This window comes from Phenylobacterium sp. GW823-FHT02A09, from assembly GCF_058797775.1.
On the sequence record NZ_JBXAJZ010000002.1, the window covers coordinates 508559 to 530515 of the forward strand.

The 21957-nt window shown below is 68.4% G+C and carries 26 protein-coding genes and 1 tRNA gene; 6 read left to right on the forward strand and 21 right to left on the reverse strand.

Annotation, left to right across the window (positions count from 1 at the left end):
* Nucleotides 1–18 precede the first annotated feature (18 nt).
* A complete protein-coding gene (gene trxA / locus AC1Q87_RS09670; RefSeq protein WP_183771157.1) occupies nucleotides 19–342 on the forward strand; it encodes a thioredoxin in 324 nt (107 codons plus the stop codon).
* A gap of 33 nt (nucleotides 343–375) precedes the next feature.
* Here the strand turns inward: trxA and AC1Q87_RS09675 are convergent, their stop codons facing one another.
* From AC1Q87_RS09675 to aroA, 13 genes are all read right to left on the reverse strand, one after another.
* Nucleotides 376–1059, reverse strand: coding sequence for a spermidine synthase (locus AC1Q87_RS09675; RefSeq protein ID WP_492608740.1), 684 nt, complete (start codon nucleotides 1057–1059; stop codon nucleotides 376–378).
* A complete protein-coding gene (locus AC1Q87_RS09680) occupies nucleotides 1056–2375 on the reverse strand; it encodes a bifunctional folylpolyglutamate synthase/dihydrofolate synthase (protein ID WP_492608741.1) in 1320 nt (439 codons plus the stop codon). The genes AC1Q87_RS09675 and AC1Q87_RS09680 overlap by 4 nt, the downstream gene beginning before the upstream one ends.
* Before the next feature lie 136 nt (nucleotides 2376–2511).
* On the reverse strand, nucleotides 2512–3441 hold the full coding sequence (accD, locus tag AC1Q87_RS09685; RefSeq protein WP_492608742.1) for an acetyl-CoA carboxylase, carboxyltransferase subunit beta: 930 nt from the start codon (nucleotides 3439–3441) through the stop codon (nucleotides 2512–2514).
* Between the two features lie 6 nt (nucleotides 3442–3447).
* Nucleotides 3448–4281 (reverse strand): tryptophan synthase subunit alpha, encoded by an 834-nt coding sequence (gene trpA / locus AC1Q87_RS09690; protein WP_492608743.1) that lies wholly within the window; start codon nucleotides 4279–4281, stop codon nucleotides 3448–3450.
* Nucleotides 4278–4412 (reverse strand): hypothetical protein, encoded by a 135-nt coding sequence (locus tag AC1Q87_RS09695; protein ID WP_492608744.1) that lies wholly within the window; start codon nucleotides 4410–4412, stop codon nucleotides 4278–4280. The genes trpA and AC1Q87_RS09695 overlap by 4 nt, the downstream gene beginning before the upstream one ends.
* Nucleotides 4413–4420: 8 nt before the next feature.
* Nucleotides 4421–5641: a tryptophan synthase subunit beta gene (trpB, locus tag AC1Q87_RS09700; RefSeq protein ID WP_492608745.1), complete on the reverse strand. Its 1221-nt coding sequence runs from the start codon at nucleotides 5639–5641 to the stop codon at nucleotides 4421–4423.
* Nucleotides 5642–5655: 14 nt separating this feature from the next.
* Entirely contained in the window at nucleotides 5656–6300 is a 645-nt protein-coding gene (locus AC1Q87_RS09705) for a phosphoribosylanthranilate isomerase (RefSeq protein ID WP_492608746.1), read from the reverse strand.
* A gap of 41 nt (nucleotides 6301–6341) precedes the next feature.
* Entirely contained in the window at nucleotides 6342–6746 is a 405-nt protein-coding gene (gene mscL, locus AC1Q87_RS09710) for a large-conductance mechanosensitive channel protein MscL (RefSeq protein WP_492608747.1), read from the reverse strand.
* Between the two features lie 82 nt (nucleotides 6747–6828).
* Nucleotides 6829–7110, reverse strand: a complete 282-nt coding sequence (locus AC1Q87_RS09715; protein WP_492608748.1) for an integration host factor subunit beta — start codon at nucleotides 7108–7110, stop codon at nucleotides 6829–6831.
* A 226-nt stretch (nucleotides 7111–7336) separates the two neighbouring features.
* On the reverse strand, nucleotides 7337–9298 hold the full coding sequence (locus AC1Q87_RS09720; RefSeq protein WP_492608749.1) for a DUF3857 domain-containing protein: 1962 nt from the start codon (nucleotides 9296–9298) through the stop codon (nucleotides 7337–7339).
* A gap of 173 nt (nucleotides 9299–9471) precedes the next feature.
* Nucleotides 9472–11184: a 30S ribosomal protein S1 gene (gene rpsA / locus AC1Q87_RS09725; RefSeq protein WP_492608750.1), complete on the reverse strand. Its 1713-nt coding sequence runs from the start codon at nucleotides 11182–11184 to the stop codon at nucleotides 9472–9474.
* Between the two features lie 189 nt (nucleotides 11185–11373).
* Nucleotides 11374–12024 carry a (d)CMP kinase gene (cmk, locus tag AC1Q87_RS09730; RefSeq protein WP_492608751.1) on the reverse strand — a complete coding sequence of 217 codons (651 nt, stop codon included), beginning with the start codon at nucleotides 12022–12024 and terminating at the stop codon, nucleotides 11374–11376.
* A complete protein-coding gene (gene aroA, locus AC1Q87_RS09735) occupies nucleotides 12021–13343 on the reverse strand; it encodes a 3-phosphoshikimate 1-carboxyvinyltransferase (RefSeq protein WP_492608752.1) in 1323 nt (440 codons plus the stop codon). Before aroA ends, cmk begins: the two co-directional genes overlap by 4 nt.
* A gap of 122 nt (nucleotides 13344–13465) precedes the next feature.
* On the opposite strand from aroA, the gene AC1Q87_RS09740 reads away from it, so the two are divergent.
* Nucleotides 13466–13933 (forward strand): TIGR02300 family protein, encoded by a 468-nt coding sequence (locus tag AC1Q87_RS09740; protein ID WP_492608753.1) that lies wholly within the window; start codon nucleotides 13466–13468, stop codon nucleotides 13931–13933.
* Between the two features lie 118 nt (nucleotides 13934–14051).
* Nucleotides 14052–14127, forward strand: a tRNA-Ala gene (locus AC1Q87_RS09745).
* A 62-nt stretch (nucleotides 14128–14189) separates the two neighbouring features.
* Here the strand turns inward: AC1Q87_RS09745 and AC1Q87_RS09750 are convergent.
* Both AC1Q87_RS09750 and AC1Q87_RS09755 read right to left on the reverse strand, forming a co-directional pair.
* Complete coding sequence (locus AC1Q87_RS09750; protein WP_492608754.1) at nucleotides 14190–14591, reverse strand: GFA family protein; 402 nt, start codon at nucleotides 14589–14591, stop codon at nucleotides 14190–14192.
* Nucleotides 14592–14657: 66 nt separating this feature from the next.
* The gene (locus AC1Q87_RS09755; RefSeq protein ID WP_492608755.1) at nucleotides 14658–15251 is read right to left on the reverse strand and encodes a hypothetical protein; all 594 of its coding nucleotides are present in this window, start codon (nucleotides 15249–15251) and stop codon (nucleotides 14658–14660) included.
* A 182-nt stretch (nucleotides 15252–15433) separates the two neighbouring features.
* Between AC1Q87_RS09755 and AC1Q87_RS09760 the strand changes: the two genes are divergently transcribed.
* Nucleotides 15434–15850 carry an Hsp20 family protein gene (locus AC1Q87_RS09760; RefSeq protein ID WP_492608756.1) on the forward strand — a complete coding sequence of 139 codons (417 nt, stop codon included), beginning with the start codon at nucleotides 15434–15436 and terminating at the stop codon, nucleotides 15848–15850.
* A gap of 44 nt (nucleotides 15851–15894) precedes the next feature.
* Entirely contained in the window at nucleotides 15895–16149 is a 255-nt protein-coding gene (locus tag AC1Q87_RS09765; protein WP_183772404.1) for a DUF1150 family protein, read from the forward strand.
* 47 nt (nucleotides 16150–16196) lie between these two features.
* Here the strand turns inward: AC1Q87_RS09765 and ptsN are convergent, their stop codons facing one another.
* The 3 genes from ptsN to AC1Q87_RS09780 form a co-directional block, all read right to left on the reverse strand.
* Complete coding sequence (ptsN, locus tag AC1Q87_RS09770) at nucleotides 16197–16661, reverse strand: PTS IIA-like nitrogen regulatory protein PtsN (protein WP_436063297.1); 465 nt, start codon at nucleotides 16659–16661, stop codon at nucleotides 16197–16199.
* 73 nt (nucleotides 16662–16734) lie between these two features.
* Nucleotides 16735–17373, reverse strand: a complete 639-nt coding sequence (gene hpf / locus AC1Q87_RS09775; RefSeq protein ID WP_492608757.1) for a ribosome hibernation-promoting factor, HPF/YfiA family — start codon at nucleotides 17371–17373, stop codon at nucleotides 16735–16737.
* Between the two features lie 31 nt (nucleotides 17374–17404).
* Nucleotides 17405–18019, reverse strand: coding sequence for an exopolysaccharide biosynthesis protein (locus AC1Q87_RS09780; RefSeq protein WP_492608758.1), 615 nt, complete (start codon nucleotides 18017–18019; stop codon nucleotides 17405–17407).
* A gap of 292 nt (nucleotides 18020–18311) precedes the next feature.
* Here AC1Q87_RS09780 and AC1Q87_RS09785 point away from each other — a divergent pair, with 292 nt between their 5' ends.
* Nucleotides 18312–19355 carry an aspartate-semialdehyde dehydrogenase gene (locus tag AC1Q87_RS09785; RefSeq protein ID WP_492608759.1) on the forward strand — a complete coding sequence of 348 codons (1044 nt, stop codon included), beginning with the start codon at nucleotides 18312–18314 and terminating at the stop codon, nucleotides 19353–19355.
* Nucleotides 19356–19485: 130 nt separating this feature from the next.
* Here AC1Q87_RS09785 and AC1Q87_RS09790 read toward each other — a convergent pair whose 3' ends face one another.
* Genes AC1Q87_RS09790 through AC1Q87_RS09800 form a run of 3 tightly spaced genes read right to left on the reverse strand, consistent with a single transcriptional unit; the run spans nucleotide 19486 to nucleotide 21937 of the window.
* Entirely contained in the window at nucleotides 19486–20289 is an 804-nt protein-coding gene (locus AC1Q87_RS09790; protein WP_492608760.1) for a MetQ/NlpA family ABC transporter substrate-binding protein, read from the reverse strand.
* 17 nt (nucleotides 20290–20306) lie between these two features.
* A complete protein-coding gene (locus AC1Q87_RS09795; RefSeq protein WP_492608761.1) occupies nucleotides 20307–20963 on the reverse strand; it encodes a methionine ABC transporter permease in 657 nt (218 codons plus the stop codon).
* A 2-nt stretch (nucleotides 20964–20965) separates the two neighbouring features.
* Entirely contained in the window at nucleotides 20966–21937 is a 972-nt protein-coding gene (locus AC1Q87_RS09800) for a methionine ABC transporter ATP-binding protein (RefSeq protein WP_492608762.1), read from the reverse strand.
* Nucleotides 21938–21957: the final 20 nt, after the last annotated feature.

A 21957-nucleotide genomic window follows, 5' to 3' on the forward strand; every position in this document is an offset into this window, starting at 1 on the left:
GGCTATAAGGAGCTTTTCATGAGCACCGTGACGGTCACCGACGAATCCTTCGACAAGGACGTCCTGCAGGCTTCCAAGCCTGTGCTGGTGGACTTTTGGGCCGAGTGGTGCGGCCCCTGTAAGCAAATCGCTCCGGCCCTGGAGCAGATCGCCGCCGAACTCGGCGAGCAGGTCACCGTGGCCAAGCTGAACATCGAAGACAGCCCGACGACGCCGTCGCGCTACGGCGTGCGCGGCATCCCGACGATGATGCTGTTCAAGGGCGGCCAGATGGCGTCGATGAAGGTCGGCGCCATGCCCAAGCAGAAGATCGTCGAGTGGCTTAACGAAGCCGGCATCTAAGCTTCTGCGGCGCAGCCGGGCCTCCCGGCTGCGTCAGCCTTTCGCGGGCGCGGTCGCCATCCAGATGACGTGCCGCGCGCCGCGCTTGCCGCCTGTGGCGCGCACCCCGACTTCCTCCACATCATAGCCCGCCCGGCGCAGGCGCTTGGTGAAGCGCTCGTCGCGGGCCGACGACCAGACCGCCAGGATCCCGCCCGGCCGCAGGGCGCGACGCGCCGCCGCCAGGCCGCCGTCGTTGTAGAGTTTGTCGTTCTCCGCCCGGCTCAAGCCCTCAGGCCCGTTGTCGACGTCCAGCAGGATGGCGTCGTAGCTCTCGCGGCCCGACCGGATCAGGTCGCCGACGTCGCCCAGCGCGATCGTCAGCCGCGGGTCCTTCAGGCATTCGCCCGACAGATTGGCCATCGGCCCGCGCGCCCAATCGATAATCTCGGGGACCAGCTCGCCCACAGTGACCTGCGCCGACGGGCCGAGGTTCTCCAGGGCCGCCCGCAGCGTAAAACCCATGCCGAAGCCGCCGATCAGGAAGTGCGGCCTTGGCCGATCCTTCAGCCGCTCGCAGGCCAGGGTGGCCAACGCCTTCTCCGAACCGCTGAGCCGGCTGCTCATCAGCTCGATCGCGCCCGACATGATCGAGAACTCAGTCCCCCGCTGCATGAGCCGCAGTTCGCCGCCGTCGCCGGGCACGACCGCGGTCCCGAGATGAACCCACGGGATCATGTCGGCCAGGTCTCGGGGCTCATGGCCAGCACCTCGCCGGCGAAGTGCAGCCCTCCGCAGATCAAGACGTGAGGCGCAGGTCCCGGCATGGCCAGGGCGCGGCGCAGTCCGGCCTCGACGTCGGCGACCTCGTCCACCGCGAGCCCGGCCTGGGCGGCGGCGGCGGCCAGCTCGTCGGCCGGCGCGGCGTTGGGCGAATCGAAGGTGGTGGCGAACACGGTCGGCTTGAGGTCCGCAAACGGCTGGAAGAAGCCCAGCGCGTCCTTGCGGGCGAACATCGCGGCGATCAGCACCAGCGGCCGCGGATCGCGGGCGACCAGCCGCCCGGCCGCCTCGGCCAGGGCCCGGCCGGCATGCGGATTGTGCCCGCCGTCCAGCCACAGGTCCGAGCCGCGCTCGGCCGCCAGCCGCGCCATCGGGCCTTCGGTCAGGCGCTGGAAGCGGGCCGGCCAGACGGCGCTGGACACGCCCTTGGCCAGGGCCGCCTCGTCGATCCGCGGGTCGTCCAGGGCCAGCGCCGCGGCCACCGCCAGCCCGGCGTTGGCGAACTGATAGCCGCCGAACAGGCTGGGAGCCGGCAGGTCGTAGAGCTGGTCCGGCATCTGCACCAGCAACCGCCCGCGCTCCTCCCAGGCGTCGAAATCGCGACCCATCAGGGTGATCGGCGCGCCGAGCTTCTCGGCTTCCGCCAGGATCACCGCCTCGCCTTCTTCCATCTGGCGGGCGACCACGACGGGGCGGCCCTGCTTGATGATGCCGGCCTTCTCCCAGGCGATCTTGGAGAGCTCCGGACCCAGCATCTCCAGATGGTCGTAGTCGACCGGCGTGATCACGCTGACGGCGGGGGCGTCGAAGATGTTGGTGGCGTCGAACCGGCCGCCCAGGCCCACCTCGACGATGCAGAGGTCGGCCGGCGTGTCGGCGAAGGCCTGGATCGCCAGCACCGTGGTGATCTCGAAGAAGCTGATCGGCTCGCCGGCGTTGGCCGTCTCGAGCTTGTCGATCAGCTCGCTCATCCGCGCGTCGCTGATCAGTTCGCCGGCCACCCGGATCCGTTCGGCGAACCGCACCAGATGCGGCGAGGTGATGACGTGGACCTTCAGGCCCGCGGCCTCGGCGATCGCCCGCAGGTACGACACCGTCGACCCCTTGCCGTTGGTGCCGGCCACGTGGATCACCGGCGGCAGCTTGCGGTCCGGATGACCCAGCGCCGCCAGCAGTCGCTCGACGCGGCCCGTCGTCAGATCGATCAGCGAGGGATGGTGCGCCCGCAGCCGCAGGATCGCCTCGTCCGAAGCACGGATGGGATCATACATGTCTAATTCCTCCCCTCTTGGGGGAGGGGGACCACGAAGTGGTGGAGGGGGCCGCAGCCGCCGCAACGCTCGGAGTCAAAGTCCCCCTCAGTCAGCTTCGCTGACAGCTCCCCCAGAGGGGGCGCAATGACAAGGCCTAGGCGGCTTTCGAACGTGCGCGTCCCATCATCAGGGTCTTGAGCAGCGAACCCAGCACCGGCCGCATCTCGGCGCGGGTCACCACGCGGTCGATCTGGCCGCGCTCGACCAGGAATTCGGCGCGCTGGAAACCCGGCGGCAGGGTCTCGCGGATGGTCTGCTCGATCACCCGGCGGCCGGCGAAGGCGACCATGGCGTTCGGCTCGGCCAGGTGGATGTCGCCCAGCATCGCGTACGAGGCCGAAACCCCGCCGGTGGTCGGGTCGGTCAGCACCACGATGTAGGGCAGGCCGGCGGCCTTGACCTCGTTCAGCGCCAGGGTGGTGCGGGCCATCTGCATCAGGGCCAGCGTGCCCTCCTGCATGCGCGCGCCGCCGGCGGCGGTGAAGATCACATAGGGCACGCCGCGCTTCACGGCTTCCTGCGCGGCCTTGATGAAGGCCTCGCCGACGCCGACGCTGAGCGAGCCGCCCATGAAGCTGAAGTCCTGCACCGAGACGACGCAGGGCACCCCCTCGATGGTCCCGTAGCCCGAGCTCATCGCGTCCTGCGCGCCGCTCGCCTTCCGGGCCGCCTTCAGGCGATCCATGTAGGGCTTGGTGTCGGGGAACTTCAGCGGGTCGTCGACCACGCCCTTCGGCGCTTCCAGCTTCTCGTACTGGCCGTCGTCGAAGGTGTAGCGCAGGCGCTGCTCGGCGCCGATCCGCATGTGGTGGCCGGACGGAGTGACCCACAGGGCCGCCTCCAGGTCCGAGCGGTAGATCATCTCGCCGGTGTCCGGGCACTTGACCCAGAGGTTCTCCGGGGTCTCGCGCTTGGCGACCAGATTGCGCACGCCGGGCGCGATCCGGGACAGCCAGCCGCGGCGTTCGCGGGGCGCTTGCGGGCCTTTGCCCGGTTTGTCGTTTCGCTGTTCAGCCATCGCCATGGGGTTCTACACCGTGAGGCTTTCGACTCGCGCGGAGCGCACAGCCTTAGCCAAGGAATCCACTTTGGAAAGAACCCTGGCGGTCACAGATTCGTTCATTGCCAAGCCTGTTGCGACCTCTTCGACAAGCGCCGAACCGACCACCGCCGCGTCCGCCACCCGGGCGATCTCGGCGGCCCGCTCGGGCGTCTTGATTCCAAATCCGACCGCCACCGGCAGGCCTGACGCCGCGCGGATGCGCTCGACGTTCGGGGCCACGGCGGCGGCGTCTGCTTCTTTCACGCCGGTCACCCCGGCGACCGACACATAATATACGAAGCCCGACGTCCGACGGATCACCACCGGCAGCCGCTTGTCGTCGCTGGTCGGCGTCGCCAGCCGGATCAACGACAGCTCGTGGGCGTCCAGGGCGTCGGCCAGCGGATCGGCCTCCTCCGGCGGGATGTCGACGCAGATCACCCCGTCGACCCCGGCCGCCGCCGCGTCGCGCGCAAACGCCGCATAGCCGTGGTGCACCAGCGGATTGGCGTAGCCCATCATGATGATCGGCGTCGTCTGGTCGCCCTTCCGGAACTCGGCGACCATCGCGAGGGTCTTCTTCAGGGTCTGGCCGTTGGCCAGCGCCCGCTGGGCGGCGCGCTGGATCGGCGGGCCCTCTGCCATCGGATCGGAGAACGGGAAGCCGACCTCGATCAGGTCCGCGCCCGCCCCGGGCAGGCCCTGCAGGATCTCCAGCCCGGTCGCGTAATCGGGATCACCAGCCATCACATAGGCGACGAACGCCGCCCGGTTCTCCGCCTTCAGCTGGGCGAAGCGGGCCTCGATACGGGATTTGGTCATTGGGACGCCCTGTGCACCGTGGGGGTCGGGTCGAGCTCGACGTTCACCTTGACGACGCCGGTCGCCCAGGCCGCGCCCAGCAGCAGCGCCACGGCGACGACGATCTGCAGAGCGAACTTCAGCCGATCCATCGAGACGGTCAAATCTGGCGGCCCAGGTGGTCGGCGACGGTCTGCACGTCCTTGTCGCCGCGCCCGGAGAGGTTCAGCACCACGATCCCGTCCTTACCGACCTCCTTGCAGATCTCGGGCAGTCGGGCCAGGGCGTGCGAGGATTCGATCGCCGGCAGGATGCCCTCCAGCTCGGCCAGCAGCTTGAAGGCGTCCAGCGCCTCCTGGTCGGTGCAGGTCAGATACTTGGCCCGGCCGACGTCGTGCAGCCACGAGTGCTCCGGCCCGATGCCCGGATAGTCGAGGCCGGCCGAGATCGAATGCGCCTCGGTGATCTGGCCTTCGTCGTCCTGCAGCAGATAGGTCATGTTGCCGTGCAGGACGCCGGGACGGCCGCCGTTGATCGCCGCCGCATGACGGCCGGTGTCCATGCCATCGCCCGCGGCTTCGACGCCGATAAGCTGCACGCCCTCGTCGTTGAGGAACGGGTGGAACAGGCCGATGGCGTTCGATCCGCCGCCGACGCAGGCGACCACCGCGTCGGGCAGACGGCCTTCCAGCTCGAGGATCTGCTGCTTCACCTCGTTGCCGATCACGGCCTGGAAGTCGCGGACCATGGCCGGATACGGGTGCATGCCCGCCGCCGTGCCGATCAGATAATAGGTGTCGTGAACGTTGGTGACCCAGTCGCGCAGGGCCTCGTTCATGGCGTCCTTCAAGGTCGCCGAGCCGGCGGTGACCGCCTCGACCTGGGCGCCCAGAAGGTTCATCCGGAAGACGTTCGGCTTTTGCCGCTCCACGTCGACCGCGCCCATATAGACGACGCAGGGCAGGCCGAAGCGCGCGCAGACAGTCGCCGTGGCCACGCCGTGCTGGCCGGCGCCGGTCTCGGCGATGATCCGGGTCTTGCCCATCCGCATGGCCAGCAGGATCTGGCCCATGCAGTTGTTGATCTTGTGCGAGCCGGTGTGGTTCAGCTCTTCGCGCTTCAGATAGATCTTCGCCCCGCCGTAGTGCGCGGTCAGCCGCTCGGCGTAGTAGAGCGGGCTGGGGCGGCCGACATAGTGGGTCAGGAAGCTGCGCAGCTCGGCCTGGAAGGCCGGATCGTTCTTGGCCGCCGTGTAGGCCGCGTCCAGGTCGTGGACCAGCGGCATCAGCGTCTCGGGGACATAGCGTCCGCCGTAGTCGCCGAAGCGGCCGGACGCGTCCGGATAGGCGGTGTAATCGTTCGGTTTCGCTGGGGCGTTCACAGGAATCTGCAACTTCAAGCGCGGCGGACGGCGTCCAGAAACGCCGAGATCAGAGCCGGGTCCTTTAGTCCGGGACCGCGTTCCACGCCAGAAGAAACGTCCACAAGCGGCGCGCCCGACAGCTTGATCGCCTCGGTCACGTTCCACGGATCGAGCCCGCCGGCCAGCAGCCAGGGCCGCTGGAAGCGCCGCCCGGCCATGATCGTCCAGTCGAAGCGCGCGCCGGTGCCGCCCGGCAGTTCGGAATCCTTCGGCGGCTTGGCATCGAACATCAGGTGCTCGACGACCGGCTCGAAGGCGGAGGCGGCGGCGACGTCCGAGGCGTCCGACACCGACAGCGCCTTGATCACCCCCACGCCGGTGCGCTCGGCGACCTGGTGGACGCGGGCCGGCGTCTCCTTGCCGTGCAGCTGGATCAGATCCGGCTGCAGGATCGCCATCAGCCGGTCGAGCATGGCGTCGTCCGGATCGACCGTCACCGCCACGATCTTCACTCCGCGGGCCCGCGCCGGCCGGGCCAGGATCGCCGCCGGCTCAAGCTCGACATAGCGCGGGCTCTTGGGAAAGAAGTTGAGACCGATGTGGCTGGCCCCGCCGTCGGCGGCCGCGCGCACGGTCTCGGGCGTCGAAAGTCCGCAGATCTTGGCGCGCACGGTCATGGGCCGCAGTTAGACCCGCAGGCGCGCCAAGCCAAGCCGGATCAGGACTTGGTCTTCAGAAGGTCGCGGATTTCGACCAGCAGCGCCTCGCTCGGCGTCGGCGCGGCGGGCGCGTCGGCCTGCTGGCGGCGCAGGCTGTTCACGCCCTTGACCAGCAGGAAGATCACCCAGGCGACGATGATGAACTGGATCAGGGTGTTGATGAACGCGCCGTACTGGATCGCCACCAACTCGCTGGCGGCGGTGGCGGGATCGTCCGGCTTGAGCACCAGTTGCAGCTTCGAGAAATCGAGCCCGCCGGTCAGCAGACCGATCGGCGGCATGACCACCTGAGTGACCAGGCTTTCGACGATCTTGTTGAACGACGCGCCGATGATCACGCCAACCGCAAGGTCGATGACATTGCCGCGCGCGATGAACTCGCGGAATTCAGAGAAGATGCCCATGGATCACCGTTGACCGCCGAAAAGAAGGGCCAGGATCGACTGAGCCCTTCCTTACGGTCAACTGCAAACCTCTGTGAGGCGACTAATCGGCGTTGAGCCGCTCGCGCAGTTCCTTGCCGCTCTTGAAGAAGGGCACATGCTTGGCGCGCACATCGACGGACTCACCGGTGCGCGGGTTGCGACCGGCGCGGGCGTCGCGCGAACGCACGGAAAGCGCCCCGAAGCCGCGCAGCTCGACGCGACCCTCCGATTCCAAAGCTTGGATCATCCGCTCGAGGATCACCCCGACCACGCGTTCGACGTCGCGTTGGGTCAGGTGCGGGTTTTCCTCCGACAAGCGGGCGATAAGTTCCGACTTGATCATGCCTATTTCCGGGTCCCCGAGCCGTGGGGAGACGGCTCATAGGCTTTCAACTAGGAGCAACAACTTCGCCAGACGGCGCGCCTCGCAAGAAATCGCTGGAAGCGAGCGGGACCATGGTCGAGTCCGATTGGATGTTCAAGGCGCAAAGAAGGTTGACGCCCCTTGCACCACGCCCGTCCGCTGGTTTTTCAACCGTCAGGTGACGTCAGGTAAGTGTCACGCGACGTCATTTGGGCGCCCGCACGAAGTATTCCTGAGCCGCCAGGGCCCGCAGGCCGCGATTCGCCGTCTCGATTTCGCCGGCCGGAATCTCGGGCGTCAGCGAACGGACCTGGGTCGAGAACCGCGCCACCTGCCCCTCGATCACCGAAGACTGTTTCACCTCGTAGCCGCCGAGCGACTGATCGCCGTTCGGACCGCGGATCGTAAAGCCGCGTCCGCCGCCCGGCAGCACGACCTCGGTCACCGACTCGCGGAAGGTCGGATAGGCGACCGCATAGGGCGCATCGCGGTTGGGCCCGGGCTCGCGCCGCGGGTAGGCGGCCACGCCGCCGCCGGCGCCGGGCAGCTTGAACTCGCGCACCCCGAGGTCGGGGTTCTCGCGCCAGTCGACCTCGGCCTTGCCGGTCATGACCAGCGAGAAGCTGTTGTCGTCAGGCCGGCTGTCCCACGTCACGCTGTCCAGCTCGATCCAGCTGTAGGTCGAGGAGAACGCCTGCCGGAAGGTGCGCTCCAGGTCGTCCTTAGGCGCCCGCGCGGCGACCTGCCGGAAGCCGGCCGCCGCATCGCCGTGCATGCGCAACTCGACCCGCGCCGGCGCGGCCTCCGACAGCCCCTTGGAGGCGTCGAGACGAATCACCGAGACGATCTGCGGCAGGGTCAGCGGCGTCTCGGCCACGCGCTCCAGCTCCGCTCCGCCCGCGCGCAGCGGCAACGCCCAGCGCCAGCCGGGGGCCGGCAGGGCGTCGATTCCGCCGCGGTCGCCGGCGCGCGTGCCGTCCAGCCAGTAGGTCTTGCCGTCGATCCTGGCGCGCACCAGCACGTGGTTGAACGCCGACAGCGAGGGCAGGCGCTCGTCCAGCCCGTCGCCGCCGCCCAGCGACACCAGCGCCGGCTCGGCCTCGATCCCCAACTCCTTCAGCAGCGCCAGCAGCAGCACGGTCTTGCCCTTGCAGTCGCCGAACCGCCGCTGCCAGGTCTCCTCGGCGGAGGCCGGGACATAGCCTCCCTCGCCCATGCCGAGGAACAGATAGCGGGTCTGGTCCTCGACCAGCTTGAGCGCCGCGAAGGCGCGGTCCTGCGGAGATTTCTGCGCGGCCGCGATGGCGGCGGCCTGGGCCCCGACCTCCGAGTCCGGCCCCAGCGTCGCGGCCTTGGCGAAGTGCGGATGCATGATCTTCGAGACGTCGGCCCAGGCGCCGTAGCTGGAGACCTCCAGATCGCCGAGGCGCTGGAAGCGCAGCGGCGCGCCGAGCGGCGGCTTGGGCGCGGCGGCCAGGGCCTGGTCGCGCTCCAGCGTCGTCCAGCCGTCCTTGCTGGTCTGGGACGGTTCGCCAAAGCCTTCGGTCCCGCGCCAGCGCACCGTGCTCTCCTGCGGCCATGACACCCGCACGCGATAGCGCCCGGCCGCGCCCGGGAACTGCATGCGCTCATAGTCGTAGGAGCGGCCTTCGACGATCGGGTCGCGGCGGGTGGTCGTCCAGGCCATGTCGACCAGGTCGCCGACCTGCAGCCCCTCGATCTGGCGGCTGGCGGTCATGCGCCCGTCCAGCATCGCCCGCTCCAGATTGGTCTCGCGGCGCAGCACCAGCAGATCCTTGCCGCCCTTCAGCAGGTCGATGGTCTTGCCGTCGCGGACGATCCGCAGGCTGTGCCAGGCCACCTGCTCGACGGAGGGATCCCAGGTCACGTTGCGCGACTGGAAGCCGGCCAGGCCCTCGGGGCGCGTCACCCGGTAGATGCGTCGGTTGTAGTAGGCGTCGCCGTCCGGCGAGAACCGCGTCTGGTTGTCGTCCAGCACCACCTGCACCGCCGCCGCGCCGTCCTCGGGCGGGGCCTGCGGGATCTCGGCCACCGCCACCCACGCGGCCGGCGGCCCGAAGCTCGGCCGGTCGGCGGCGAGCGCTACGCTCGAAACGGCGGCGAGCGGCATGGCGACAGACGCCGCCAGGGCGAGACGGAACAGCAAGCGCGGGCCTCCAGGCGATACGAGCCCCACAGGCTCCGGCCCGCGCACGATACCGGCATGCCCAGAAAAGAAAACGGCGGACCGGTTTCCCGATCCGCCCGGCCCAGAAAAGAAAACGGCGGACCGGTTTCCCGATCCGCCGTCAGCTTCAAACCGCTATGCGGCTATGAGGCCTATTCCTTGCCGGCGTTCTTCTCGCGAAGAGCCGCGCCGAGGATGTCGCCCAGCGACGCGCCCGAGTCCGAAGACCCGAACTGCTCGATGGCTTCCTTCTCGTCGGCCATTTCCAGAGCCTTGATCGACAGCGCGACGCGGCGGGCGGCCTTGTCGATCTGCGTCACTTGGGCGTCGACGCGGTCACCCACGGCGAAGCGCTCCGGACGTTGGTCGGCGCGGTCGCGCGACAGGTCCGACTTGCGGATGAAGGCGGTCATCGGGGCTTCGTCGTCGCCGAACTTCACTTCGATACCACCGGTGGTGATCTCGGTGACGGTCACGGTGACGGTCTGGCCGCGACGGTAGGTGTCGCCTTCCATCGGGTCGCCGGCCAGTTGCTTGATGCCCAGCGAGATGCGTTCCTTCTCGACGTCGACGTCGAGAACGCGCGCCTTGACCACGTCGCCCTTGTTGTACTTGGCGATCGCTTCTTCACCCGACACGGTCCAGTCGAGATCCGACAGGTGCACCATGCCGTCGATGTCGTTGTCGAGGCCGATGAACAGACCGAACTCGGTCGCGTTCTTGACTTCGCCTTCGACGGTCGAGCCGATCGGATGGGCGGCCACGAAGGCGTCCCACGGATTGGCCATGGCCTGCTTCAGGCCCAGCGACACGCGGCGCTTGGACGGATCGACGTCCAGCACGACCACGTCGACTTCTTGCGAGGTCGAGACGATCTTGCCCGGATGGACGTTCTTCTTGGTCCAGGACATTTCCGAAACGTGGACCAGACCTTCGACGCCCGGCTCCAGCTCCACGAAGGCGCCGTAGTCGGTGATGTTGGTGATCCGGCCGGTGAACTTGGCGCCCACCGGGTACTTGGCTTCGACGCCGTCCCACGGGTCGGACTGCAGCTGCTTCATGCCGAGGCTGATGCGCTGGGTGTCCGGATTGATCTTCACGATCTGGACCTTCACGGTGTCGCCGACCGCGAGCACTTGGCTCGGGTGGTTGACGCGCTTCCAGCTCATGTCGGTGACGTGCAGCAGGCCGTCGATGCCGCCCAGGTCAACGAACGCACCGTAGTCGGTGATGTTCTTGACCACGCCTTCGCGGACTTCGCCCTCTTGCAGCTGGCTGACCAGCTCCGTGCGCTGTTCGGCGCGGGCTTCTTCCAGGATGGCGCGACGCGAGACGACGATGTTGCCGCGCGGACGGTCCATCTTGAGGATGGCGAAGGGCTGTTCCTTGCCCATGAGCGGGCCGACGTCGCGCACCGGGCGGATGTCGACTTGCGAACCCGGCAGGAACGCCGAGGCGCCGCCCAGGTCGACGGTGAAGCCGCCCTTCACGCGGCCGACGATCGAGCCCATGACCGGCTCGTTCTTTTCGTAGACGCCTTCCAGACGGGTCCAGGCTTCCTCGCGGCGGGCCTTGTCGCGGCTGATCACCGCTTCGCCCATGGCGTTCTCGACGCGCTCCAGGAAGACTTCGACGGTGTCGCCGACCTTCAGGGTCGCCTTGCCGCTTTCATCGACGCCGAATTCCTTCACGGAAACGCGGCCTTCGGTCTTCAGACCGACGTCGATGATCGCGAAGTCCTTTTCGATGCCGACCACGGCGCCCTTGACGACGGTGCCTTCCATGAAGTCACGGCCGCCCATCGAGGCGTCGAGCAGCGCGGCGAAATCGTCACGCGAGGGGTTCAGGCTAAGATCGTCAGCCATTGATGTTCTTTCGTCTTGAATGACGTCGGTTCCCTTCGGAAAGGGCATGGCCCCAGCCGAACGGAGTTCGGACGGAGTCCCGGCGTCAGGTTGAGGGTTGCGACCGATGACGCGGGAGACCCCGCGCCGGTGATTTGCCCGCAGCCGTGCGAGGGAAAGGCGCGGTTGGATTTGCGGGCCGGTGACTTTCTAGGAAAGCTCCCAGCGCGCGCGCGCCGCCTCGACGATACGGCGGGCCGCATCGGTGGCCTGCTCTATAGTCATTTCACTGGTGTCCAGCAAGACGGAGTCGTCGGCCGGCCGCATCGGGCTGTCGGCCCGCCCGCCGTCGCGGGCGTCGCGCTTGAGGATGTCGGCGAGGATGTCCTCGTAGGTCACGCTCTCGCCCTGGGCCAGCAGTTGCCTGAAGCGCCGCTCGGCGCGGACCTCCGGCGCGGCCGTGACATAGAGCTTGGCCGGCGCCTGGGGCGCGATGACCGTACCGATGTCCCGTCCGTCGATGACCGCTCCGCCCGGACGGCGGGCGAAGTCCTGCTGCATGTCGCGCAGCGCCTCGCGCACGGGCGGGTGGACCGCCACGCGGCTGGCCGCCTCCCCGGCGTCGCGGGTGCGGAACGCCGGGTCGGTCAGCATCTCCGCGGTCAGTTCGCGAGCGACCGCGGTGGCCGCCGCGACGTCGTCCAGGTCGCCGCCATGCCGCGCCAGCAGCACTCCGACCGCACGGTAAAGCAGGCCGGAGTCCAGCATCGGCATGTCGTAGGCGCCGGCCAGGCGGCTGGCGATCGTGCCCTTGCCCGAGGCCGCCGGCCCGTCGACCGCGATGACGAACGGCGCCTTCACGAGATCTCCGCGCCCATGCCGCGCATCAGCTCCACGAAGCCCGGGAAACTGGTGGCGATCATGCCCGGCTCGTCGACCGCGACCGGCTCGTCGGAAGCCAGGCCCATGACCAGGTGCGACATGGCGATTCGGTGGTCGCCCTTGGTCGTCACCTCGGCGCCGCCGGCGACCGGATGGTTGCCGCGGGCCGAGCCGACCACGATCAGGCCTTCCGGCTCCTCCTCGACCCCGACGCCGCAGGCCGCCAGGCCCGCCGCCATCAGGGCGATGCGGTCGCTTTCCTTGACCCGCATCTCGCCGATGCCGCGCATGGCGGTGGAGCCGTCGGCGAAGGCGGCGGCCACCGCCAGGATCGGATACTCGTCGATCATCGACGGCGCCCGTTCGGGCGGCACCGCCACGCCCTTCAGCGCCGAGTGACGGGCGGTAATGTCGCCGACCTGCTCGCCGCTCTCCTCGCGCACGTTCGAGACGACGAGGTCGCCGCCCATTTCCTGCAGCGTCGTAAAGAGCCCGGTGCGCAGCTCGTTCAGCAGCACGCCCTCGACCGTCACCTCCGATCCCGGCGTGACCAGCGCGGCCACCAGCGGGAAGGCCGCCGAGGACGGATCGCCCGGCACTCGCACGCGGGTCCCGGTCAGGCTCTGGCCGCCCGGCAGGGTGATCCAGCGGCCGTCGGCCTTGTCCTGCACCTCGACCACGGCCCCGAAGGCGCGCAGCATCCGCTCGGTGTGGTCGCGGGTGGCCTCGGGTTCGATCACCTGAGCGCCGCCCTCGGCGTGCAGCCCGGCCAGCAGCACCGCCGACTTCACCTGCGCCGAGGGCTCGGGCAGGCGGTAGGACAGGTGCTTCAGCGCCCCGCCCTGCAGGGTGAGCGGCAGGCGGCCGTTCGAGCGGCCGACGAAGGTCGCGCCCATCTGGCCAAGCGGCCCCAACACCCGACGCATCGGCCGGCTGCGCAGGGACTCGTCGCCCGTAAAGGTCGCGGCGAACGGAAAGCCCGCCATCGCGCCCATGATCAGGCGCACGCCGGTGCCGGCGTTGCCGCAGTCGATCACGTCCGAGGGCTCGGAAAATCCGCCTGCGCCCTCGACGCGCCAACGGCCTTCGCCGAGCCGCTCGACCTTGGCGCCGAAGCTGCGCATCGCCGCGGCGGTGCGGAGCACGTCGTCCCCCTCGAGAAGCCCTTCGATCTCGGTCGTCCCGTGCGCCAACGCGCCAAGAATGAGTGACCTGTGAGAGATCGATTTGTCGCCTGGGGCGCGCACGCGGCCCCGCAGCGGGCCGCCGCGTTTCGCGGTCAGTCCTGCTGACGTCATGGGATTGCCAAGCCTCCTTAAGGCCTTGCTGTTTTTCGAAAAGGGGTTTGCTTTTGACAGCGCTCCCCGCCCATGGCAAGGGAGCCGGCTTCAATTCCAACCTCTCTAAGAGGCAACGCCCCTTGGCCAATCCAGAACTGGGCGCAAAGCAGATTTGCCCCAACTGTCAGGCAAAATTCTACGACCTGACCCGCCGGCCCGCCGTCTGTCCCAAGTGCGGCACGGAGTTCGATCCGGACGAAGCCGTCCGCAATCGCCGGGTTCGCGCCCGCACCGCCCCCGTCGACCACGATCACGAGGACGCCGAGGATCAAGTCCGCGGCAAGGCCAAGGACGAGGACGAAGAGGACGAGGACGAGGCCGTCACGCCGGAACTCGACGAAGTCGCCAACGAGCCGCCGCTGGTTTCGGACGATGACGACGAGGCTCCCGACGCCACGCCGGAAGACCAACTCTCCGAGTTCAGCGAGGATGACCTCGAGGACGAGGAAAGCGACGACGTGCCGTTCCTGGAAGACGAGGACGAGGACGATTTCGACGACACCGAAATCGAAGGACTCCCCGGCGAAGGGGACGACGACGACCGGTAAAATCCGGGGTGCGACAACCCGCTCAAATTTTTCTTTCAGGGTGGGTTGATCGCACGAAACTCTCAGACTAGGTTCCGCGCCTCTTCGGGGGGCGACCACTGAAGAGACCCGAGACCTCGGGGCTATAGCTCAGTTGGTAGAGCGCTTGAATGGCATTCAAGAGGTCAGGAGTTCGACTCTCCTTAGCTCCACCATGGAGGCCCGCAGGACACCCTGCGGGCCTTCACCTTTTCCGGGTTTCGACGTCGCCGCCGCCTTACCAACTGTTGCGGCCGTCCACCTTCTCCAACGCGATCGCCGACCAGTCGAGGTCGTCCACCAGCCGCAGGTTCAGCGCGTGGATTCGCGCGGTCGGGAACGACCCCGCCTCGAACCCCGGCTTCGGCGTGCCGTCGACATTGTAGACCGAGGCCCAGTCCGGGGAATCGCCCCAGGTCTGCATCCCGCAGCGGCCGCAGAAGTGGTGCAGGTTGCCGGCGTCGGTGGCCGAGTAGGTGCCCTCGCCGTCCTGCGAGAGCATCTGCATCTCTCCGGGCTTGTAATAGGCCCACACCGCGCCGGTGCGGGCGCAGTAGGTGCAGTTGCACTCGGTGGCGCTGGTCGGGACGGGCGCCTGGATCTTGGTGGCGCCGCAGTGGCAGGAAGCGGTCAGGGTCATCGGCTTGGCTCCATGGGCAATGCAACCTAGCTAACGCGCCAAGAGCCGAATTCTGTCAGCAGCGTGTCAGCCTTTGATCGGCGCGACCTGTTCCAGGTATCGGCATTCGTCGAGGCCGGACCCCGACACGTGCGCGGCGGCGATGTCCGGGCCCCGCAGCCTGCGCTCGAACTCGGACAGCGCGGCCTTCTGTTCTGAATTGCCGCCGCGCATCGCCGCCCGGATCAGACGCGCATAGGCCTCGATCTGATCGGATGGAACGGGCGTCCGGCAGTACCGCCAAGGATCCTGTCCGGCAGCGTTGAAGAGAATATTGTTGTCGCCGGTCCGGAAACTGGCGTCCCAGGGGTTGCTGTATCTGGAGCCGTCGAAGCGTTCGCACATCGGGTCGAGGGCCAGGGAGGCTTTGACCTGCCCGCCGTAGGCGTCCCAGTGGATCGAACCGCCGCCGACGTTCTCGCACCAGGTCCAGCCGACGCCGCTGCCCTTCCAATGATAGTCGGCGCGCGCGCCTCTCGGGGGGACCACAGCGGGACGCGGCAACACGCCGGACAGCAGCGGGGTCGCCAGCGGGTAGGCGAAGATGGGCGCAAGCCACACCACGGGAACGGCCAGCACAACAAGGACGCCGTATCCGATCGCCCTCCCCATCGCGCCCATCGTCCACGCCTCCCCGCCTGCTGGCTCGCGCAAGCTAGAAACCGCACGGTGAAGCTTCAAGCCGCCGCTACGCCTGCGCCGTTGAAATCGCGGGCGCCAATCGCCACATGAAATCCAACCGGACCGCCGCGCCGAGCTTTGGGCGGAGGTTCCGGGGAGTCGCTTAAGCCGAGGACTCTGGAATGAACCGGTCGCTTGTTTTCGACAGTCCCTTTCTGCTGGGTTTCGATCATACCCGCAGCCTGATCGAGCGCGCGGCCAAGGCCGCCGCCGAGAGCTATCCGCCGTACAACGTGGAAGACCGCGGCGACGGCGCCCTGCGGATCACCCTGGCCGTGGCCGGGTTCACCCCCGACCAGCTGCAGGTGACGGTCGAGGACGACCGCCAACTGGTGGTCGCCGGCAGGCGCGAGGGCGGCGCGGAGGAGGCCTATCTGCACCGCGGCATCGCGGCGCGGGGCTTCATCCGCACGTTCGTCCTGGCGGACGGCATGAAGGTCGAAGGGGCCATCCTGGCCCATGGACTGCTGCACATCGACCTGATCCGCCCGGAGCCGGAACGCCTCGTCCAGCGGATCCCGATCAAGACGGCCGTCTGAACCGGCGGCCGTTCGACGCGTTGAGTTTTACGGAGGTGGTCATGATGACGCCCAATCTTACGACTGAAGCTTTCGCCGCTCTCGGCGCCCCGGACCTGGTCTATGTCCGTCCGATCAAGGCCGCCGAGATCATGGCGAGCACGCCCGCTGCACAGATCCAGGGGTTTCAGCTCGATCCTGATCAGATTTTGTATGCGGTCCACCGCGCCGACGGCGAACGCCTGGCGGTGCTGACTGACAAGGATTCGGCCGTCGCCGCGGCGCTGGCCCACGAACTGGCGCCGGTTTCGGTGCACTAACGACAGCAAGTTGCTGGTCGGGCCCTGACGGCCCGGCCAGCGGCCTATCAGGCCGCCGCGGACGGCCGCTCCTGAACCAGCAGAGCATGAATGGCGTCAGGCGTCCTCGCCTGGCGCAGGTGCTCGCGCAGGTCGCCCTGGCGCAGCATCCGCGACACCCGGGCCAGGGCCCGCAGATGCTCGGAACTGGCGTTCGGCGGCGCGAACAGCGCGAAGATCAGATCGACGGGCTGCTCGTCCACCGACTCGAAGGCGACCGGCTGGTCCAGGCGCACGAACACGCCGCGCATCTGGGTCAGGCCTTCCAGCCGCGCATGCGGCACCGCCACCCCATGGCCGACACCGGTCGAGCCGGCGTTCTCACGCTCGATGAGCGCGTCCACGACGACGCCGGCGTCCAGCCCGAAGTGCCGGGCGGCGATCTCCGCCACCACGGCCAGGGCCTGACGCTTGCTCGGCGCGCTCGCACGCGCCGCGATCGCCGCGCGGTCCAGGATGTCGCCTATTTGCATAATCTCGTGACGCCCAAACTCGAACAAAGCCCGACCGACGATGTCCGGCTCTGAGGACGGCGGAAGACAGCGCCTAGACGCTGGCTCCGTTTATGCCGTTCCCATCGAGCGACTTCGTGCGTTCGGGATCGATCCAGCCGATATTCCCATCCGGCCGGCGGTACACCACGGACAAGCCTCCGTGAGCGGCGTTCCTAAACACGATTGTTTGAGATTCCGTCAAGTCCAACTCCATGACCGCCATAGAAACGGTCATCTCGCGGACGGGCTTTTCCGTTTCTGCGATCACCATCCCCGAAGGCGGCGCGTGTGCGGCCTGCGACGTTTCGCCGTCGTCCCAGTCGACATCCTCTTCGCCCTCGGGCGCGCGGATGACGAAATAGGACGCGGTTTCCGCCTGCTTGGCGTTCGCCGCAGCGGAATGGCTCTTCAGCCGACGCTTGTAGCGTCGGATGCGCGTCTCGATCTTGGCGAGCGCGGCGTCGAATGCGCCGTGCGCATCGCTCCCCAGACCATGGGACTGCAACGCCTGGCCTGAGGCCAGCTTCACCGCGCAGTCGACTCGGAAGGAATGGCCCTCACGGCTGACCACGATGTCGGCGTCTCCGCCGCGTTCGAAGTACTTGCCGATGGAACCGGTGATTTCGTCGGTGACCCGCTCGCGCAGGGCCTCCCCGACGGCGACATGCTTGCCAGAGACTAAGACTTGCATGACGTAACAACGCGCCCGTGCGGCTTGGGTGTCAAGCGCCCCCGAGCCAGTTCACGAGAAGGCGAACACCGGCGACCACGGCGTCGGCGGCGACGTACAAAAGAAAGGCGCTGAACGCCGCCAGGACGTACCCGGCGACCGCAAAAAAGCCATCGCGCTGAAACAGCGAAAATCCCATCACGCCGATCGTCAGGCCGGGCAGCAGGTTGCCCAGCGGAATGGGCAGGATCAGCACGAAGGCCAGCAGCGAGCAGATCACGCCGATCAGCCGCTGGCCCCAGGGGCTGAACAGCAGGCCGATGCGCGGGCGCGAGATTTTCTCGAACCGTTCGACCCACGGCAGCAGCGGCCCGAACACCTTGTTGAGGTCCGCCCCGCTGATCCGTCGCCCGTCGACCGCGCGCGGCAGCCAGGGCGCGTCCACCCCCAGCGCCACCTGCGGGGCGAGCAGCAGCAGCGGCGCGCCCAGCACCGTCGAGGACCCCGGCGGCAGCGGCAGCAGGTTGGGCAGGGCGAAGATGAACAGCAGCGCGCCAAAGGCGCGGGTGCCGAACCGGTCGATGATCTCGCCGATGCTCACGCTGTCGCGCGCGCTCAGCTCACGGACGATCGCTGAGATGGAGGTGTGGCCCGTGTCGTCGCTCATGCCTCGCCGTTGCGGCCCCTTCGATTTCCCAGCGTGACCACAACGCTCAGGACGTCATTTGGATTTGGCCTGCATTTCTTCATTTACAAGCAGGCGCCTCTTGCCATATCGGAGCGGCATGCGTCGTTCGACCATTAAAAGCGCGATTAAAACCACCATGCCCGCGGGGCTTGGGGGTTCGCGCGTGCTCGCCGCGTAAGACCCCAAGGACCCCGCCGGCAGGCTGGGGTCGCATTCTCGAAAAGCGAAAGACCTCGGCCTACCGGAACTCACCACCGGAGACGATAGAGTCATGCTTTCCACCGAAGTCGCCCGCCCCGCCGGCCAGCGCCTGTTCAACGTCGCCATCGTCGGCGCCACCGGCGCCGTCGGCGTCGAGCTGATGGAGTGCCTCGAGCGCCGCAACTTCCCGGTCCGCTCGCTGAAGCTGCTGGCCTCGCCGCGCTCGGCCGGGCGCACCTACAGCTTCCAGGGCCGCCAGGTGGCCGTCGAGGCGCTGACCGCCGAGTCGTTCACCGGCGTCGACATCGCCCTGTTCTCGGCCGGCGCCAGCATCAGCCGCGAGTTCGCCCCGATCGCCGCGGCCAAGGGCTGCGTGGTGGTCGACAACTCCTCGGCCTTCCGCATGCAGCCGGAAATCCCGCTGGTCGTCCCGGAGGTGAACGGGCGCCTGCTGGGCGAGCAGCCGCGCATCGTCGCCAACCCCAACTGCGTCGCCGCCATCGCGGTGATGGCGCTGGCGCCGCTGAACGCCCGCAACACGGTCCAGCGCGTGATCGGCGCGACCTACCAGTCGGCCTCGGGCGCCGGCGCGGCGGCCATGGCCGAGCTCGAGCAATCGACCGCCGCCTACCTGGCTGGCGAGGCCTTCGAGCCCAAGGTGCTGCCGCACCCCTACGCCTTCAACCTGTTCAGCCATAACGCCGGCGTCGACGCCGAGACCGGCTACAACGGCGAGGAGCTCAAGGCGATGGAGGAGATCCGCAAGATCATGTCCGCGCCCGACCTGCGCCTGTCCTTCACCTGCGTGCGGGTGCCGGTGCTGCGCGCCCACTCGATGTCGCTGACCGTCGAGTTCGAGAACCCGATCACCCCGGAAGAGGCCGTGGAATGGCTGGCCGCCGCCCCCGGCGTGAAGCTGGTCAACGACGCCCTGCGCAACCACTTCCCGATGCCGAACGAAGCCTCGGGCGGCGACGACGTGCTGGTCGGCCGCATCCGCGCCGACCTCTCCGACCCGACCGGCCGCACGCTCAGCCTGTTCGTGGTCGGCGACCAGCTGTTGAAGGGCGCCGCCCTCAACGCCGTCCAGATCGCCGAGGTCGTGGCGGGATAATCAGGCGACCATTCCTCCCCCGCTGGGCGGCGCTCGCAGCGCGACGGAGGGGGCTTGCTGAGCCAGCAGTCCCCCTCCCCCCCAGCGGGGGAGGAATTGGCTCAGAGCCGCCCACAGAAGGGAGTTGGCTTCAGAACGCCGGCTGCACCGCGCCGGCGTACTTCTGGGCGATGAACGCCTTCACCTCGGGGCTGGTCAGCGCCTTGGCCACCTTCTGCACCCGCGGGTCGTCCTTGTTGTCCGGCCGGGCGACCAGCAGGTTCACATACGGGCTGTTCCCGTCCTCCAGGATCAGCGCGTCCTTGGCCGGGTTCAGCCCGGCGTCGAGCACGTAGTTGGTGTTGATCACCGCCAGGTCCAGTTCGCCCAGCACCCGCGGCAGGGTCGCGGCCTCCAGCTCCTTGAACTTCAGGCCCTTGGGGTTGGCGACGATGTCGTTCAGCGTCGATAGCGGATTGGCCGGATCCTTCAGGGTGATCAGCCCGCCCTTCTGCAGCAGCAACAGCGCCCGGCCGCCGTTGCTCGGCTCGTTGGGGATCGCCACGCTGGCGCCCTGCGGCAGCTCGGCCAGCGACTTGATCTTCTTCGAATAGGCGCCGATCGGCTCGATGTGCACGCCGACCACCTTCACCAGGTCGGTTCCGCGCGCCTTGTTGAACTCGTCGAGATAGGGCGCGGTCTGGAAGTAGTTCACGTCCAGCTGCTTCTGGGCGACCTGCAGGTTCGGCTGCACGTAGTCGTTGAACACCTTCACATCCAGCTTCACGCCCTCCTTGGCCAGGATCGGGCGCACGACCTCCAGGATCTCGGCGTGCGGCACCGGCGTGGCGGCGATGACCAGGGTGTCGGCGGCGGCCGTGGCGGCCGGCTTCTGGCCGCAGGCGGCCAGCGCCAGGGCGGCGGCGGCCAGGATCAGGGTGCGCTTGTTCAACATGGACGTCCTTTCGCCGCTCAACGGCGGCTGAGCTTGATGACCAGGCGGTCGCCCGCCCATTGCAGGCCCTGCACCAGGGCCAGCAGCAGCAGCACCGTCACGACCATGACGTCGGTCTGGAACCGCTGGTAACCGAAACGGATGGCGAGGTCGCCCAGCCCGCCCGCGCCGACCACGCCGGCCATGGCGGTGTAGGAGACCAGCGCGATCGCCGTCACAGTCGCCCCGGCCACGATGCCCGGCAGCGCCTCGGGCAGCAGCGCCCCGAACACGATCTGGCGCGGGCTGGCGCCCATGGCCTGGGCCGCCTCGATGACCCCCTTGTCGACCTCGCGCAGCGCCGTCTCGACGAGCCGCGCATAGAAGGGCGCCGCGCCCACCACCAACGGCGGGATCGCCCCGGCGACGCCGAGCGAGGTGCCGACCAGCAGCATGGTCAGCGGGATCATCACGATCAGCAGGATCACGAACGGCACCGAGCGAAGCACGTTGACCGCGAACGACAGCGCGCCGTGCGCCGGCGGGTTATCGAGCAGCTTGCCCTTGCCGGTCAGGAACAGGATCACGCCCAGCGGCAGGCCGAGCAGCACCGAGAAGCCCAGCGAGCCGGCCAGCATGACCAGGGTGTCGAGGCTGGCCTGGCCGATGTCGGCCCAGTTGATGTTGGCGAACATGCTCAAGCCTCCTCGACCCGCACGCCGGCGGCGCTTAGCCGCTCGCGCGCCGCGGCCACGTCGCCGCCGACCAGAGAGACCAGCAGCTGGCCGTAGGGCTCGTCGCGGATGCGGTCGATGCGTCCGGCCAGGATCGAGTAGTCGACCCCGGTGTCGCGGGCGATGCGGCCCAGGATCGGCTCGTAGGTCGCCTGTCCGCGGAAGGTCAGCCGCAGCGCGCCCGGCGTCGCACTGGCCCCCAGCCCGGCCGCGTCGGCCACCAGCGCCCGCGTCACCGCGTGCTGCGGATGCAGGAACACCTCGGCGACCTCGCCGCTCTCCACCACCGATCCGGCGTCGAGCACGGCGACCCGATGGCAAACCCGGCGGATCACCTCCATCTCGTGGGTGATCAGCACGATGGTCAGGCCAAGCTCGCGGTTCAGTTCGCTGAGCAGGTCGAGGATCTGCTCGGTGGTCTGCGGGTCCAGCGCGCTGGTCGCCTCGTCGCACAGCAGGATCTTCGGGCCGTTGGCCAGGGCGCGGGCGATGCCGACCCGCTGCTTCTGGCCGCCGGACAGCTGGGCCGGATACTTCGCTGCGTGGTCGGAGAGGCCGACGCGCGCCAGCAGTTCGGCGACCCGCGGCCCGATCTGCGCGCTCGGCACGCCCGCCACCTTCAGCGGATAGGCGACGTTTTGGGCGACGGTCTTCGACGACAGCAGATTGAAGTGCTGGAAGATCATCCCGACCCGGCGGCGCAGGTTCCGCAGCGCGCCGGCGTCCAGCGCCCCGACGTCCTCGCCGTCGGTGATCACCCTGCCGGCGCTCGGCCGCTCCAGCCCGTTGATCAGCCGGATCAGGGTCGACTTGCCGGCCCCCGACTGGCCGATGACGCCGAACACCTCGCCGGCCTGCACCTGCAAGGTGACGTCATGGAGCGCGGGCGCGGACGCGCGCGCAAAGGTCTTGCCGACGGATTGAAAGCTGATCACCGGGCATCCCTAGCCGGACG